This is a genomic window from Streptomyces sp. ISL-100, assembly GCF_018614615.1.
Classification (GTDB): Bacteria; Actinomycetota; Actinomycetes; order Streptomycetales; family Streptomycetaceae; genus Streptomyces.
This window is the reverse complement of the sequence record NZ_JAGGOK010000062.1, coordinates 18256-34462: the sequence shown is the minus strand read 5'-3', so window position 1 is coordinate 34462 and position 16207 is coordinate 18256. Positions and strand designations below refer to the sequence as shown.

The 16207-nt window shown below is 70.5% G+C and carries 13 protein-coding genes; 11 read left to right on the top strand and 2 right to left on the bottom strand.

All coding sequences use genetic code 11. The features are described from left to right. Nucleotides 1-235 precede the first annotated feature (235 nt). The 8 genes from J7E89_RS26845 to J7E89_RS26810 all read left to right on the top strand — a co-directional run bounded on the left by J7E89_RS26845 (nucleotide 236) and on the right by J7E89_RS26810 (nucleotide 9856). The gene (locus tag J7E89_RS26845; protein WP_214977021.1) at nucleotides 236-1126 is read left to right on the top strand and encodes a xanthine dehydrogenase family protein subunit M; all 891 of its coding nucleotides are present in this window, start codon (nucleotides 236-238) and stop codon (nucleotides 1124-1126) included. A 2-nt stretch (nucleotides 1127-1128) separates the two neighbouring features. Next, the gene (locus J7E89_RS26840; RefSeq protein WP_214977020.1) at nucleotides 1129-1734 is read left to right on the top strand and encodes a (2Fe-2S)-binding protein; all 606 of its coding nucleotides are present in this window, start codon (nucleotides 1129-1131) and stop codon (nucleotides 1732-1734) included. Between the two features lie 2 nt (nucleotides 1735-1736). Beyond that, nucleotides 1737-4121 (top strand): xanthine dehydrogenase family protein molybdopterin-binding subunit, encoded by a 2385-nt coding sequence (locus J7E89_RS26835; protein ID WP_214977019.1) that lies wholly within the window; start codon nucleotides 1737-1739, stop codon nucleotides 4119-4121. A gap of 275 nt (nucleotides 4122-4396) precedes the next feature. Further along, entirely contained in the window at nucleotides 4397-5863 is a 1467-nt protein-coding gene (locus J7E89_RS26830; RefSeq protein ID WP_214977018.1) for an NCS2 family permease, read from the top strand. A 40-nt stretch (nucleotides 5864-5903) separates the two neighbouring features. Beyond that, on the top strand, nucleotides 5904-7055 hold the full coding sequence (locus J7E89_RS26825; protein WP_214977017.1) for an XdhC family protein: 1152 nt from the start codon (nucleotides 5904-5906) through the stop codon (nucleotides 7053-7055). Between the two features lie 18 nt (nucleotides 7056-7073). Further along, complete coding sequence (locus J7E89_RS26820; protein ID WP_214977016.1) at nucleotides 7074-7478, top strand: DUF2809 domain-containing protein; 405 nt, start codon at nucleotides 7074-7076, stop codon at nucleotides 7476-7478. 110 nt (nucleotides 7479-7588) lie between these two features. Then, the gene (locus tag J7E89_RS26815; protein ID WP_308315613.1) at nucleotides 7589-8830 is read left to right on the top strand and encodes a glycoside hydrolase family 6 protein; all 1242 of its coding nucleotides are present in this window, start codon (nucleotides 7589-7591) and stop codon (nucleotides 8828-8830) included. 117 nt (nucleotides 8831-8947) lie between these two features. Further along, nucleotides 8948-9856 (top strand): oxidoreductase, encoded by a 909-nt coding sequence (locus J7E89_RS26810; protein WP_214977015.1) that lies wholly within the window; start codon nucleotides 8948-8950, stop codon nucleotides 9854-9856. Nucleotides 9857-9867: 11 nt separating this feature from the next. Here the strand turns inward: J7E89_RS26810 and J7E89_RS26805 are convergent, their stop codons facing one another. Then, nucleotides 9868-11046 carry an NAD(P)/FAD-dependent oxidoreductase gene (locus J7E89_RS26805; RefSeq protein WP_214977014.1) on the bottom strand — a complete coding sequence of 393 codons (1179 nt, stop codon included), beginning with the start codon at nucleotides 11044-11046 and terminating at the stop codon, nucleotides 9868-9870. Continuing rightward, on the bottom strand, nucleotides 11043-11381 hold the full coding sequence (locus J7E89_RS26800) for a bifunctional 3-phenylpropionate/cinnamic acid dioxygenase ferredoxin subunit (RefSeq protein ID WP_214977013.1): 339 nt from the start codon (nucleotides 11379-11381) through the stop codon (nucleotides 11043-11045). Before J7E89_RS26800 ends, J7E89_RS26805 begins: the two co-directional genes overlap by 4 nt. A 165-nt stretch (nucleotides 11382-11546) precedes the next feature. Between J7E89_RS26800 and J7E89_RS26795 the strand changes: the two genes are divergently transcribed. From J7E89_RS26795 to J7E89_RS26785, 3 genes are all read left to right on the top strand, one after another. After that, nucleotides 11547-12374, top strand: a complete 828-nt coding sequence (locus J7E89_RS26795) for an IclR family transcriptional regulator (RefSeq protein ID WP_214977012.1) — start codon at nucleotides 11547-11549, stop codon at nucleotides 12372-12374. A 288-nt stretch (nucleotides 12375-12662) separates the two neighbouring features. After that, nucleotides 12663-13748 carry an S-(hydroxymethyl)mycothiol dehydrogenase gene (locus tag J7E89_RS26790; RefSeq protein ID WP_214977011.1) on the top strand — a complete coding sequence of 362 codons (1086 nt, stop codon included), beginning with the start codon at nucleotides 12663-12665 and terminating at the stop codon, nucleotides 13746-13748. Further along, nucleotides 13748-16195 (top strand): FAD-dependent oxidoreductase, encoded by a 2448-nt coding sequence (locus tag J7E89_RS26785; protein WP_214977010.1) that lies wholly within the window; start codon nucleotides 13748-13750, stop codon nucleotides 16193-16195. The genes J7E89_RS26790 and J7E89_RS26785 overlap by 1 nt, the downstream gene beginning before the upstream one ends. The last annotated feature ends 12 nt before the right edge of the window (nucleotides 16196-16207 follow it).

Here is a 16207-nt window from a genome sequence, read left to right as displayed (position 1 = left end):
TTGCCTTTCGTTCGAATCTACAAGACGTGAGCAGTCACCAGCCAACTCCTTCATGGTTTCGGTGACTGCACCAGGCGGAGCCCCGGCGGTGTACTTGGGCCAAGCCACGTGAACAGCAGATGAACGCCCCAGAGCGACCCAGACCGGCTTAGAAGCACCAGGCCGACAGCAGGCGGTTGGCCGTCTCCAGCCCCAGCGATACGCGAACAACCCCGATTGAGAAGAAGAGAGCCTCATGGACTTCCTTCGCCCCGCCAGCTGGGAGGAGGCGCTCGCCGCCAAGGCCGAGCACCCCACGGCTGTGCCCATCGCGGGCGGCACAGATGTCATGGTCGAGATCAACTTCGACCACCGCCGCCCCGAGTACCTCCTGGACCTGAACCGCATCGGCGAACTCCGCGAGTGGGAGGTGGGCGAGGAGACCGTACAGCTCGGTGCTTCCGTCCCGTACACCCAGATCATGGACCACCTGCGGGCGAAACTGCCGGGCCTCGCGCTCGCCGCCCACACCGTCGGATCGCCCCAGATCCGCAACCGTGGCTCGGTCGGCGGTAACCTCGGTGCCGCTTCCCCGGCCGGTGACTCGCACCCCGCCCTGCTGTCCGCGGGCGCCGAGGTCGAGGCCGAGTCGGTACGGGGCACGCGCCTCATCCCGGTGGAGGAGTTCTACACCGGGGTGAAGCGCAACGCGCTGGAGCCGGACGAGCTGATCAAGCGTGTCCACATCAAGAAGGCCGACGGGCCGCAGCAGTTCTCCAAGGTGGGTACCCGTAACGCCATGGTGATCGCGGTCTGCGCGTTCGGTATCGCGCTGCACCCCGAGACCCGCACGGTCAAGACGGGCATCGGCTCGGCCGCCCCGACCCCGCTGCGGGCCCGCGCCGCCGAGGACTTCCTGAACGCCGCGCTCGAAGAGGGCGGGTTCTGGGAGAGCGGCAAGATCATCACCCCGTCGATCGCCAAGCAGTTCGCGGACCTCGCGTCCGGCGCCTGCAACCCGATCGACGACGTGCGCGGTACCGCGAAGTACCGCCGTCACGCGGTCGGCATCATGGCCCGCCGCACGCTGGGCTGGACCTGGGAGCAGTACCGCGGCACCGGCCGCACGCTTGAAGGAGCTGCATAGCAATGCGCGTGAATTTCACGGTCAACGGCCGTAAGCAGGAAGCGGACGACGTCTGGGAGGGCGAGAGCCTGCTCTACGTCCTGCGCGAGCGCATGGGCCTGCCGGGCTCCAAGAACGCGTGCGAGCAGGGCGAGTGCGGCTCCTGTACGGTCCGCCTCGACGGTGTCCCCGTCTGTGCGTGTCTCGTCGCCGCCGGTCAGGTGGAAGGCCGCGAGGTCGTTACGGTCGAAGGCCTCGCCGACTTCGCCAAGCAGCGCGAAGAGGGCTGCGCGACCGGTGCCTGCGGCAGTGGCGGTACGTCGCTCCAGGCCGCCCAGCAGTGGCAGGCCAAGGGAACCGACTCCCAGACGGGTGAAGGCGCGGAGCTCGCCCCCATCCAGCAGGCGTTCATCGACGCCGGCGCCGTGCAGTGCGGTTTCTGCACCCCGGGTCTGCTGGTCGCAGCCGACGAGCTCCTTGAGCGCAACGCCGAGCCGTCCGACGGGGACATCCGCGAGGCGCTCTCGGGCAACCTGTGCCGCTGCACGGGTTACGAGAAGATCCTGGACGCGGTGCGCCTCGCGGCCGCCCGCCAGGAGCGTCAAGGACTCCAGGAAGGCGCGGTCTGATCATGGGTGTTACTGGTACCCCCACCAACATTAACCAGGGCACGAAGACCAAGGGCGGCATCGGCGAGTCCACGCTCCGCCCCGACGGCACCCTGAAGGTCACCGGCGAGTTCGCGTACTCCTCGGACATGTGGCACGAGGACATGCTCTGGGGCCACACGCTGCGCTCCACCACCGCGCACGCCGAGATCCGGTCGATCGACACGTCCGAGGCGCTCGCCATGCCCGGCGTCTACTCGGTGCTGACGTACGACGACCTGCCCACCGAGGTGAAGAACTACGGCCTGGAGATCCAGGACACCCCGGTTCTCGCCAACGGCAAGGTCCGCCATCACGGTGAGCCGGTGGCCATCGTCGCCGCCGACCACCCGGAGACGGCCCGCCGCGCCGCCGCCAAGATCAAGATCGACTACGTCGAGCTCCCCGTCGTCACCGACGAGGCCTCGGCGACCGCGCCCGACGCGCTGCTGATCCACGAGGGCCGCGACGACCACCACATCGGTCACGTCCCGCACCCGAACATCGTGCACCGCCAGCCGATCGTCCGCGGCAACGCGGACGAGGCCGCCAAGCGCGCCGACGTCATTGTCAAGGGCGAGTACACCTTCGGCATGCAGGACCAGGCGTTCCTCGGCCCGGAGTCCGGCCTGGCCGTACCCGGCGAGGACGGCGGTGTCGACCTGTACGTCGCCACCCAGTGGCTGCACTCGGACCTCAAGCAGATCGCCCCTGTCCTCGGCCTGCCCGAGGAGAAGGTCCGCATGACGCTCTCCGGCGTCGGCGGTGCCTTCGGCGGCCGCGAGGACATCTCGATGCAGATCCACGCCTGCCTGCTCGCGCTCCGCACGGGCAAGCCGGTCAAGATCGTCTACAACCGCTTCGAGTCCTTCTTCGGCCACGTGCACCGCCACCCGGCGAAGCTCTACTACGAGCACGGCGCCACCAAGGACGGCAAGCTCACGCACATGAAGTGCAAGATCGTGCTGGACGGCGGCGCCTACGCGTCGGCCTCCCCGGCGGTCGTCGGTAACGCCTCGTCGCTGAGCGTCGGCCCGTACGTCATCGAAGACGTCGACATCGAGGCGATCGCGCTCTACACGAACAACCCGCCTTGCGGCGCCATGCGCGGCTTCGGCGCGGTCCAGGCGTGCTTCGCCTACGAGGCGCAGATGGACAAGCTCGCGGCGAAGCTGGACATCGACCCGGTGGAGTTCCGCCGGATGAACGCGATGGAGCAGGGCACGCTCCTGCCGACCGGCCAGCCGTGCGACTCCCCGGCGCCCGTCGCCGAGCTGCTGCGCCGCATCAAGGCCATGCCCATGCCGCCCGAGCAGCAGTGGCTGGCGGCCGGCGAGCAGGCCGACGTACGCGCGCTGCCCGGTGGTCTGTCGAACACCACGCACGGCGAAGGTGTCGTACGGGGTGTCGGCTACGCGGTCGGCATCAAGAACGTCGGCTTCTCCGAGGGCTTCGACGACTACTCCACCGCGCGGGTGCGCATGGAGGTCATCAACGGTGAGCCGGTCGCGACCGTGCACACCGCGATGGCGGAGGTCGGCCAGGGCGGTGTCACCGTCCACGCGCAGATCGCCCGCACCGAGCTGGGCGTCACGCAGGTGACGATCCACCCGGCGGACACCCAGGTCGGCTCGGCGGGCTCCACGTCCGCGTCCCGCCAGACGTACGTCACGGGTGGCGCGGTCAAGAACACCTGCGAGAACGTCCGCGAGAAGGTCCTTGAGATCGGCCGCGCGAAGTTCGGCTCGTACCACCCCGCCTGGGCCACCGCCGAGCTGCTGCTCGAAGGCGGCAAGGTCGTCACCGACGGCGGCGAGGTGCTGGCCGACCTGGTCGACGTACTCGAAGGCGAGTCGGTCGACCTGGAGCTGGAGTGGCGCCACCGTCCGACGGAGGCGTTCGACCTGGTCACCGGCCAGGGCAACGGCCACGTCCAGTACTCGTTCGCCGCGCACCGCGCGGTGGTGGAGGTGGACACCGAGCTCGGCCTGGTCAAGGTCATCGAGCTGGCCTGCGCGCAGGACGTCGGCAAGGCGCTCAACCCGCTGTCCGTCGTCGGCCAGATCCAGGGTGGAACCACCCAGGGCCTGGGCGTCGCGGTCATGGAGGAGATCATCGTCGACCCGAAGACCGCGAAGGTGCGCAACCCCTCCTTCACGGACTACCTGATCCCCACCATCCTCGACACGCCGACGATCCCCGTCGACGTACTCGAACTCGCCGACGAGAACGCGCCCTACGGTCTGCGTGGCATCGGCGAGGCCCCCACTCTCTCGTCGACTCCGGCCGTCCTCGCGGCGATCCGGAACGCGACGGGTCTGGAACTCAACAGGACGCCGGTGCGGCCCGAGCACCTCACCGGCACCTGATCACCCGAGTTCCACCGAAAGCTCCCCGGGCGGTGCCGTGCCTCCAAGGAACGTCACACTTCCACCGCCTGACACCGCCCGGGGTCAGCAAGTACCGCACCGCTCGCGGTTCTAGCAGCACCAGCAGTAACCGCTCACAGAGATACCCAGCAAAACCCCGAAAACCCAGTTCGTCTCGGGCCGTTCCCCCGGGTCGTGCAGCCCTCGCAGCATCCCAAATCCCGCGTCTCCAATCTCCATGCGGGTGCCCCTTTGAACCTTGGGAGACAGGCACCATGACCCAGCAGTCCACAGAGCCGACGACCACGGCGGAGGACGCCGGCGCAGGTACGCGCCAGCCCGCCGGCCGGTCCTGGCTCGACCGGTACTTCCACATAACCGACAGAGGATCCACGGTCGCGACCGAGGTTCGCGGCGGCATCACCACCTTCATGGCGATGGCGTACATCCTCCTGCTCAACCCGCTGATCCTCAACGGCAAGGACGTGGCCGGCAACAGCCTCAGCCAGCCCGCCCTCATCACCGCGACTGCTATTGCCGCCGCTGTGACCACCCTGCTCATGGGCTTCTGGGGCAAGGTCCCGCTCGCCCTCGCGGCCGGTCTCAGCGTCTCCGGTGTGCTCGCCTCGCAAGTCATCCAGGTGATGACCTGGCCGCAGGCCATGGCCATGTGTGTGGCCTACGGTGCCGTGATCTGCATCCTGGTGGTCACCGGCCTCCGCGAGCTGATCATGAACGCGATCCCGCTCGCCCTCAAGCACGGCATCACCATGGGCATCGGCCTCTTCATCGCGCTGATCGGCCTGGTCAAGGCCGGCTTCGTGCACGAGAACCCCGCTTTCGGCGGCGGTCCCGTGACCCTCGGCCCGGAAGGCGAACTGGCCGGCTGGCCCGTACTGATCTTCGCGGTCACCCTGCTGCTGATCTTCGCCCTGCAGGCCCGCAACATTCCAGGCGCCATCCTCATCGGCATCGTGGTGGGCACCGTCGTAGCGGTGGTCCTCAACGCGGTCGTCGGCATCCCGAGCAAGGCATGGTCCTCCGGCGCCCCTGAGCTGAAGGGCAGCGCGGTCTCGAACCCGGACTTCTCACTCTTCGGAGAAGTGTCCTTCAGCGGCTTCGGAGAAGTCGGCTACATCACGGTCACCATGATCGTCTTCACCCTGGTTCTGGCAGGCTTCTTCGACGCCATGGCCACCATCATCGGTGTCGGTAGCGAGGCCAAGCTCGCCGACGACAAGGGCCGCATGCCCGGCCTGTCCAAGGCGCTGTTCATCGACGGCGCCGGCGGTGTCATCGGCGGTGTCGGCGGCGCCTCCGGGCAGACAGTCTTCGTCGAATCGGCGACCGGTGTCGGTGAGGGTGCCCGTACGGGTCTCTCCTCCGCGGTCACCGGCGCGTTCTTCGCGGCCTGCCTCTTCTTCACCCCGCTCACCGCGATCGTGCCGGCGGAGGTCGCCTCCGCGGCCCTGGTCGTCATCGGCGCGATGATGATGCAGAACGCCAGGCACGTCGACTGGAGCGACCGCGCCACCGCGATCCCGGTGTTCCTGACCGTGGTCCTGATGCCCTTCACCTACACCATCACCACGGGTGTGGCCGCCGGTGTCATCTCCTGGGTCGTCATCAAGGTGGCGCAGGGCAAGGCCCGCGAAGTGAGCGCCTTCATGTGGGGCCTGACCGCGATCTTCGTCGTGTACTTCGCGATCCATCCCATCGAGTCCTGGCTGGGCGTCGGATAGCCCCCCGAGCCCGCCCTCCCCACCCCGTAAGGAGACAGTCATGCTGGACATCGCCGAAGAACTCAACCGGTGGGTCGAGCAGGGACGCGACTTCGCCGTCGCCACAGTCGTGGCGACACACGGAAGCTCGCCCCGGCAGCCGGGAGCGGCCCTCGCGGTCGACTCCGAAGGCACGGCGATCGGCTCTGTCTCCGGCGGGTGTGTGGAGGGCGCGGTCTACGAACTGTGTCAGCAGGCCCTGGAGGACGGCGGGACCGTTCTGGAGAGCTTCGGGTACAGCGACGAGGACGCGTTCGCCGTAGGTCTGACCTGCGGCGGCGTGATCGACATCCTCGTCACTCCGGTCCGCGCGAACTCTCCCGGCGGGGAGGTGTTCGCGGCAGCGCTGGCCACCGCCGCACGTGGGGATGCGGCGGCGGTCGCGCGGATCACCGACGGGCCGGCCGAAGTCATGGGCCGTGCTCTGCTCGTCCGCCCCGACGGTTCGTACGACGGGGTGCTCGGCGGGCACCCCGAACTGGACCGTACGGCGGCGGGCGAGGCCCGCGCCATGCTCGACGCCGGACGGACCGGCACCGTCCTCATCGGCGAGGACGGCTCACGCTGCGGCCGCCCGCTGACGCTCCTCGTCGAGTCGAGCGTCCCGGCCCCGCGCATGATCGTCTTCGGCGCCATCGACTTCGCCTCCGCGCTGGTGCGCGTCGGCAAATTCCTGAACTACCACGTGACCGTGTGCGACGCCCGGCCCGTCTTCGCCACCGCCGCACGCTTCCCCGAGGCCGACGAGATCGTCGTCGAGTGGCCGCACCGCTACCTGGAGTCGACCGAGACCGACGGCCGTACGGTGCTCTGCGTCCTCACCCACGACGCCAAGTTCGACGTCCCCCTGCTGGAGCAGGCGCTGCGCCTGCCGGTCGCGTACGTCGGCGCGATGGGCTCCCGCCGCACCCACGAGGACCGCAACAAGCGGCTGCGGGATGTCGGCGTCACAGACCTCGAACTGGCCCGCCTGCGCAGCCCCATCGGCCTCGACCTCGGCGCCCGTACGCCCGAGGAGACCGCACTGTCGATCGCCGCGGAGATCGTCGCCGCCCGGCGCGGCGGCAGCGGCGTGTCGCTGACCGGCGCGCACACCCCGATCCACCATGAGGGTCCTCAGCAGCCGGCCGGGCGGATAGGTTCCGTCGCCTGACGGGGGTACGGACGTACAGTGTCCGGCGTGAGTGATCCGCGCCGGACGCGCCTCCTGGCGGCAGTGGCCGCGGGCCTGACGCTGTGCGCGGGGCTCGGCGTCCGGGGCGTGGCGGACGGGGACGTCGCCAAGTACACGGGGGACGCGCTGTACACCGTCCTCCTCTGCACGCTCGTCGTGCTGCTCGCGCCCAGGACCCGTCCGCCGTGGGCGGCCGCCGTCGGGCTCGCTCTCAGCTGGGCCGTCGAGTGCGCCCAGCTCACCGGCGTACCCGCCGAGCTGGCCGAACGCAGCGTCCTCGCGCGGCTCGTGCTCGGGTCGACGTTCAACGCGCCCGACCTGCTCTGGTACGCCGTCGGGGCGGGCCTCTTCCTGCTCATATGCACCGTGGTGCCCCGGCCGGGCGGCCAGCGCCACGCGTAGTGACCGCGCTTGCCGCCGGACACGCCTTCGACCACTGAACCCGACGAGGCCGTGCCGGGTTGTGGGAGCGCTCCCGCACCCGTCGCCGCCCGCGACCCAGGAGCGAACCTGTGCGCAACACGAGACCGATCCGCCGTACCGCCCTCCCTCTGACTCTGACCACCGGCCTGGCCTCGGCGTTGCTGCTGGGCTCGCCGCCCGCCACCGCCAACGAAGACCCGGTCGACGCCGTCGCCACCAGCCTCTACGCCCCCGCCGCCAACCCGGCCGCGTACCACCAGGCCGACGAGCTGGAGCGCGCCGAGCAGCGTCGCGAGGCCGCCGGACTTCGGGCCATGGCCCGGACCCCGCACGCCGTCTGGCTCGCCGGCCGGACCCCGGACGAGGTCAGGAACGAGACGCGCGGCGTCGTCCGCGACGCCGCCCGGCGCAAGGCGACGCCCACGCTGGTGCTCTACAACGTCCCCGGCCGCGACTGCTCGCTCTATTCGGCGGGCGGCCTGCGCGACACCACCGAGTACCGGGCCTGGGTCGGCGCCGTGGCGGAGGGCATCGGCGACAGCCGGGCGATCATCCTCGTCGAACCGGACGCCCTGGCGCTGGTGCCGGCCGACTGCCCCAGCGGCAGTGGAAAGGACGCGAAAGACGCCAAGAAGGTGAAGGACGCCGAGGCTGCCAAGGCCGCCCTGACCGCCGCACGTTACGCCCAGGTCGCCAACGCCGTCACCACCCTCGGCACGCTGCCCCACGCGAAGGTGTACGTCGACGCCGGGCATCCGGCCTGGCACACCGTGGACAGCATCGTGCCCCGGCTGATCAAGGGCGGTGTCCAGCACGCCACGGGCTTCTCCGTGAACGTCTCCAACTACAGCACCGCCGACGCCAACGCCTGGTACGGCAAGCTCATTTCCTCCTGCCTCGCCCACGTCGACAAGGGCGGGAAGGCATCCGCCTGCCCCACCCAGAAGTGGAAGCGCGCCGACGCCCAGCGCTGGCTCGACCGTCATGTGCCCCTCGCCCCGGACCGTATGAAGCACTTCATCACCGACACCAGCCGCAACGGCCAGGGCCTGTGGACCCCGCCCGCCGGCAAGTACAAGGACGCGCAGGACTGGTGCAACCCGCCGGGACGCGGCCTGGGCGCCCGCCCCACCACCCGCACAGGCGACCCGCTCAACGACGCCAACCTGTGGATCAAGACACCGGGGGAGTCGGACGGCGAGTGCCTGCGCGGCACGAAGGGCCCCAAGGACCCCGAGCGCGGCACGGTCGACCCGAAGGCGGGCGTCTGGTTCCCCGAGCAGGCGCTTGAGCTGGTACGGCTCGCGAAGCCGGCGATCATGCCGAGGTGATGTGGCGGAAGCGGCTTCGGACGGTGCGACTCCCGGTGGTTGTGCGGTCCGACTCCGCTTCTGGCAGGTTGTTGCCACTCTCGTGGCGCTCCGACGGCCGTCCGGCAGACTCGGATCATGAACTCAGAGACGATCGCCGCGGCGGCCGCGGGCACTTGGGAACTCGGCGACCTGACAGTCAACCGGATCGGATTCGGCGCGATGCGCCTGACGCAGAACGGAGAGGCGTTCGGGGCCGACGCCACCCCGAGCGACCGTGGCCGGGCCATACGCGTGCTGCGCCGAGCGGTCGCGCTCGGCGTGAACCACATAGACACCGCCGCGTTCTATTTCTCGCCGCTGCGTTCCGCCAACGAGCTGATCAACCAGGCACTGGCCCCCTACCCGGACGATCTCGTCATCGTCACCAAAGTCGGGCCGGGCCGGGACCCGTCGGGGAAATGGCTGCCCCACGCCACCCCCCAGCAACTGCGCGGCCAGGTCGAGGAGAACCTGCGCCAGCTCGGCCGTGACCACCTGGACGTGGTGAACCTGCGCATCGTCGGAACCGATTCGATCGCCGAGCGTTTCGGCGCGCTGGCCGAACTGCGCGACGCCGGGCTCATCCGCCACCTCGGCATCTCCAACGTCCGCCCGGAACACCTCGCCGAGGCCCGGGCCATCGCGCCCGTGGTCTGCGTGCAGAACCCGTACGGCATCGGCGCGGGCTCCGAGCAGGACGAGTTCCTGCGTACCTGCGGTGAGCAGGGCGTCGCGTTCGTGCCGTTCTACGCGATCGCCGGCGCCGGCCGCGAGGCGGGCGCGAGTGGCGCCGACAGCGACGCGGTGCGTGACATCGCGCGCGCCCACGGGGTGAGCACGGCGCAGGTCCGGCTGGCCTGGACGCTGCGGCAGGGCCCGCATGTGCTGGCCATCCCCGGCACCGGCAATCCGGACCACCTCGACGAGAACGTGGCCGCGGGCGCGCTGCGGCTCTCCGCGGACGACCTGGCCCGCCTCGGCTCACTCGACGCGGGCGGAGAGTGAGCCGGAGTCCTTCATCGCGTACGGCTTCCGTGTCCTGCCGGTACGCCTGAGCCGAGTTCCCTGCGCAACCGCATGAAGGGACGCGGGCGGTTGAGGGCGAGCGCGCCGGTTATGGTGCCGTCGGGCCGCTCGTAGACGGCGAGGAAGCTGCGTTCCCCGGGCGACCCGTCAGTGATCCGCACGGTGCAGTCCGGCGGCCGCCGGCCGGCGAATTGGATGCGTACTCCGTACTGGTCGGACCAGAAGTAGGGCAGTGGGCGGGCCGTCTCGACCGTGCGCCCCGCGAGCAGATTGCGTACGGCGACGGCCGGCTGCTCCGTGGCGCTGGTCCAGTGTTCGGCGCGGGTGCCTCCCACCCGCGCCACATCGCCCACCGCCACGACCTGCGGCAGCCTGGTGACACCGCCGTCGTCGCACAGCACTCCGTCGTCGACGGCGAGCGCGGAGCCTTCGAGCCAGCGGGTGTTGGGTACGGCGCCGATGCCGACGACGACCACATCGGCGGGCAGGTGCCGGCCGTCGTCGAGGTGTACGCCCGTCACCGCGCCGGTGCCGCGCAGGGTGGCGACTCCGGCGCCGGTGATGAGCCGGACTCCCCGGTCGGCGTGGAGCGAGGCGCAGATTGTGGCCATGGCTTGGCCGAGTTGGGGCAGGAGTGGCAGTGGCGCGGCCTCCACGACGGTCACGTGATGGCCCAGCGCGACGCAGGAGGAGGCGACCTCGGAGCCGATGAACCCTCCGCCGACGACCACGACACGTACGGTCTCCCGCCCGGTCAGTGCGGCGCGCAGTGTGCGCGCGTCGTCGAGGGTGCGCAGCGTGTGTACGCCGCCCAGCGGGGCGCCGGGGAGCCGGCGCGCGGCGGCGCCGGTGGCCAGGACCACGCCGTCGGCGGCGACCGTACGGCCGCTGTCCAGGTGGAGGGTGCGGCCTCTGGCGTCGAGGCCTTGGGCGCGTACGCCCAGCAGCCACTCGGCGTCGAGCTCCGCCTCCTCCTCGGCGTCGGACAGGGCGAGTTGGTCCTCGTCCATGGCGCCCGTCAGGAACTCCTTGGAGAGCGGAGGCCGGTCGTACGGGCGGTGGATCTCAGCGCCGATGATCAACAGCCTGCCGTCGTACCCCTCGGCACGCAGCGCCCGTGCCGCGTACAGGCCGGCGAGCGAGGCTCCCACGACGGCGACCGTCTTCACGCGGCGCTTCCTTCCCTGGCCGGCTCCGCATCGGCCGCCACCTGGACATGGACGAAGCCGCTGTCGTCGACCGACACCCGGTGGGTGCGGACCGGGCGGCGCGCGGGCAGGCAGCCGGGCTGCCCGGTGCGCAGGTCGAAGGTGGCGGCGTGCAGCGGGCATTCGACGAAGCAGCCCTCCAGCCAGCCCTCGGAGAGCGAGGCGTCCTGGTGGGAGCAGGTGTCGTCGATCGCGTAGAGCGCGCCCCCGGTGCGGAACACCGCGATCGGCGGCTCGGTCGAGAGACGGACGGACTCGCCCTCGGGCAGGTCGTCGAGGTGGCAGACAGGAATCACCGGAGCCCCCTGAGTTCGCTCTTCGGTAACATGATGTTCCAGATGGCGCATCAAGGCGCGTGATGCGCAACAGATGCGGAACACAATCCGGATCGGGAGCCGCTGCGTCAAGGGCCCCCATGGAAGTCGGCCGTGAATCGGCCGCCAGGTGGTGAGAGCGGACACATGGCGAGCAAGGGCACCAAGGACATCAAGGTCACTACGGAGGAGCCGGACGACGCGAAGAGGGCCAAGGGAGGCGCGAGTTCCGTTCAGTCGGTGGACCGCGCCGTGAGCGTGCTGGAGATCCTGGCGAGCCTCGGTGAGGCTGGGGTTACGGAGATCGCCGAGGAGTTGGACGTACACAAGTCGACCGCGTTCCGGCTGCTCGGTGTGCTGGAGAACCGGGGCCTGGTCGGACAGGCGAAGGACCGGGGGAAGTATTACCTGGGCGCCGGGGTGCTCAGACTCGCGGGCGCGGCGGCGGGGCGGCTGGACATCTCGCAGGAGAGCGCGCCTGTGGTGCGTGAACTGGCCGACGAGGCGGGGGAGACCGTCAACATCGCTGTGCTGGACGACGATGCGGCGGTCAACGTCATGCAGGCGCGCGGCGCGGCGTCCGTCACCGCGCAGAACTGGCTCGGGCGCCGTACGCCGCTGCATGCCACGTCCAGCGGGAAGGTGCTGCTGGCGGGGTTGCCGACGGCGATGCAGGAGATTTTCCTGGCTCGCCGGCTGCCGAGATTCACCGAGCATACGGTCACCTCGGCCGCTGAGTTGAGGGCGCAGCTGGCGGAGATCTCGTCGGAGGGGTACGCCGTTGTGGCCGAGGAGATGGAGGTCGGGCTGAGCGCGGTCGCGGCGCCGGTGCGGGCGCATGACGGGCAGGTGATCGGGGCGGTCAGCGTGTCGGGGCCGGTGTACCGGATGGACGAGGCGCGGCTGGAGGAGCTGGCGAAGCTGGCGGTCGACGCGGCGGGTGAGCTGTCTTACCGGATGGGGTACCGGGCCTGACGTGATGTCACCCTCTGGCGGCCCTTCACCCGGCCGTCACCCCTGGCGGGGGCCTTTCCCCGACCCGCCCCTTCCCGCAGTGACACTTTGCGGCTCCGCCGCGTGGGGGCGCTGCCCCTGACCCCGCTCCTCCATCGCCGGAGGGGCTGAATGGGGCTGGGCTGGAGTTCCGGGTACGGCAACCGTCCGGCCCGGCTTCGCCCCCTTGACGGGCCCTCGATCGCGTTCCCACTATGTCTCTCATCGCGCAACCAGTCGTGCAATGCGCAACAAGAGAGGGGTCGGATCGTGACTCATGAGGTCCGTGCGGTAGTCGCCACCAAGAGGGGCGCCCCCGTCGAAATACAGACGATCACCGTCCCCGATCCCGGCCCGGGAGAGGTCTTGGTCGGTGTCCAGGCCTGCGGGGTCTGCCACACCGATCTGCACTACCGGGAGGGCGCCATCAACGACGACTTCCCCTTTCTGCTCGGCCACGAGGCCGCCGGCATCGTCGAGGCCGTGGGGGAGGGCGTCGCCGAACCGGCCCCCGGCGACTACGTCGTCATCGCCTGGCGCGCCCCCTGCGGCGACTGCCGTTCCTGCCGCCGCGGCCGGCCCTGGTACTGCTTCGACAGCCGCAACGCCACCCAGCCCATGACCCTGCTCGACGGCACTCCACTCACCCCCGCCCTCGGCATCGGCGCCTTCGCCGAGAAGACCCTCGTCGCGGCCGGCCAGGCCGTGAAGGTCAGCCCCGCCGCCCGCCCCGAGGCCGCCGGCCTCATCGGCTGCGGCGTCATGGCCGGGTACGGCGCGGCCGTCAACACCGGCGGCGTCGGCCGCGGCGACACCGTCGCCGTCATCGGCTGCGGCGGCGTCGGCAACGCCGCCATCGCCGGAGCCGCGCTCGCCGGAGCCCGCCGGGTCATCGCCGTCGACATCGACGACGCCAAACTCGACGGCGCCACCCGCTTCGGCGCCACCCACACCGTCAACTCCCGCGGCACGGACGCCGTCGAGGCCGTTCGTGAACTCACCGGCGGCTTCGGTGTCGACGTCGCGATCGACGCGGTGGGGCGCCCCGAGACGTACCGTCAGGCGTTCTACATGCGCGACCACGCCGGGGTGCTGGTCCAAGTAGGCGTCCCCGAGCCGGACATGCGGCTCGACATCCCGTTGATCGATCTCTTCTCGCGCGGCGGCGCGCTCAAGTCGTCCTGGTACGGCGACTGCCTGCCCAGCCGGGACTTCCCGATCCTCATCGACCAGTACCTCAGCCGCAAGCTCGATCTCGGCGCGTTCGTCAGCGAGACCATCGGCCTGGACGACGTCGAGGAGGCCTTCGCCAAGATGCGGCGCGGCGAAGTGCTCCGCTCGGTGGTGGTGCTCTGATGGCCAAGACGGTACGAGCCGTTCCGCGCGTGGTCATCATTGGCGCGGGCATCGTCGGCTGCTCGCTCGCCGACGAACTCACCGCCCGCGGCTGGACCGACGTAACCGTCCTCGAACAGGGACCCATGCCCGCCCCCGGCGGCTCCACCTCGCACGCGCCGGGGCTCGTCTTCCGTACCAATCCGTCCAAGTGCCTGACTGGGATGGCCAGTTACACGGTCGAAAAGTTCAGCGCTCTGCGCGGGCCGGACGGGCAGGCATGCTTCGACCCGGTCGGCGGTCTCGAAGTCGCGACCACCCCCGCCCGCCTTGCCGACCTCCACCGCAGGGCCGGCCTCGCCGCCTCCTGGGGCGTCGAAGGGGAAGTCGTCGGCCCCGACGAGTGTCTCAAGCTCTGGCCCTTCCTCGAACCGGACCTCGTGCTCGGCGGATTCCACACCCCCGGCGACGGCCTCGCCCGCGCCCTGCCCGCCTCCCGCGCGCAGCTGGAGCGGGCCACCGCGCGCGGCGCCCGCTTCCTCGACCGTACGACCGTCACCGGCATCGAGCAGCGCGGCGGCCGCGTCACCGGCGTCGTCACCGACCGGGGCACCGTCACCGCCGACCACGTGGTGTCGGCGGCCGGTTTCTGGGGTCCGGTCGTCGGACGCATGGCGGGCGTCGACATCCCCCTTCTGCCGCTGGCCCACCAGTACGCTCGCACCACCCCGCTCGACGAACTCGCGGGCGCGGTAAAGGACGCCACCCGGCCCATCCTCCGCCACCAGGACCGCGACCTGTACTTCCGCGAGCACGCCGACCGCATAGGCATCGGCTCGTACGCCCACCGGCCGCTGCCCGTCGACCCGTTCACCGTGCCGCGCTACGACGACGCCCCCGTCATGCCCTCGTCCTACCCCTTCACCGAGGAGGACTTCGCCCCGAGCTGGGAAGACGCCAAGGCCCTGCTGCCCGCCCTCGCCGCCACCCGCGTCCACGAAGGCTTCAACGGCGTCTTCTCCTTCACCCCCGACGGCATGCCCGTCCTCGGCGAGACCCGCGAACTGCGCGGGTTCTGGCTCGCCGAGGCCGTCTGGGTCACTCACTCCGCCGGTGTCGCCAAGGCCCTCGCCGAGTGGATGACCGAGGGCCGCCCCTCCATCGACCTGCACGAATGCGACCTGACGCGCTTCGAGACCGCGCAGCGCTCGGCGGCGTACGTCGAGGAGCGAGCCGCGAGGCAGTTCATCGAGGTGTACGACATCATTCATCCGCTCCAGCCACCCGAGCAGCCCCGCCCCCTGCGCGTCAGCCCCTTCTACGCCCGGCAGCTCCAGCTCGGCGCCCACTTCCTGGAGGGCGGCGGCTGGGAACGCCCGCACTGGTACCAGGCCAACGCGCCTCTCACCGAGACGATCACACTCCCCACCCGCGACGACTGGTCCGCCACGCACTGGTCCCCGATCGCCGCCGCCGAGGCGAAGGCGACGCGCGAGAAGGTCGCCCTGTACGACATGACGCCGCTGCGGCGCCTCGAAGTCACCGGACCCGGCGCCCTCGGCTTCCTCCAGCGGACCACCACCAACAACCTTGCCAAGAAGCTTGGTTCGGTCACGTACACCCTGCTCCTCGACGAGGCTGCGGGCATCCTCTCCGACCTCACCGTCGCCCGCCTCGCCGAGCACCACTTCCAGATCGGCGCGAATTCGCCCGCCGATCTGGACCTGCTGCTCCGCCGCGCCCCCGACGACGTACAGATCCGCGACATCACCGCGGGCACCTGCTGCATCGGAGTCTGGGGTCCGCTCGCCCGCGACCTCGTCCAGCCGCTCACCCGCGACGACCTCTCCCATCAGGGCCTCGGCTACTTCAAGGCCCGCCGGACCCACATCGGCCACGTCCCGGTCACCGCCATGCGCCTGAGTTACGTCGGCGAGCTCGGATGGGAGCTCTACACCACCGCCGACCTGGGGCTCAGGCTCTGGGACACCCTCTGGGAGGCCGGGCGGCGGCACGGCGTGATCGCGGCCGGCCGCTCCGCCTTCAACAGCCTCCGCCTGGAGAAGGGTTACCGGGCCTGGGGCCATGACATGACCGCCGAGCACAACCCCTACGAAGCGGGACTCGGCTTCGCCGTCCGCATGAACAAGGGCGACTTCACCGGACGCGCCGCCCTCGAAGCACAAGCGGCGCGCGGCGAGCCGGCCCGTAAACTCACCGCCCTCACCCTCGACGACCCCACCGCCGTCGTCCTCGGCAAGGAGCCGGTGTACGTCAAGGGTGCCCCCGCCGGCTATGTCACCAGCGCCGGCTACGGCTACACGCTCGGCCGCTGCATCGCCTACGCCTGGCTGCCGCCGCTGGCCCCCGGCACCCCCGTCCACATCGCGTACTTCGGCGTGAAGACAGCCGCGACCGTAGCCGAAGAGCCCCTCTTCGACCCGCAGATGACCCACATCCTCAAGTGAGCGAGGTCTCGC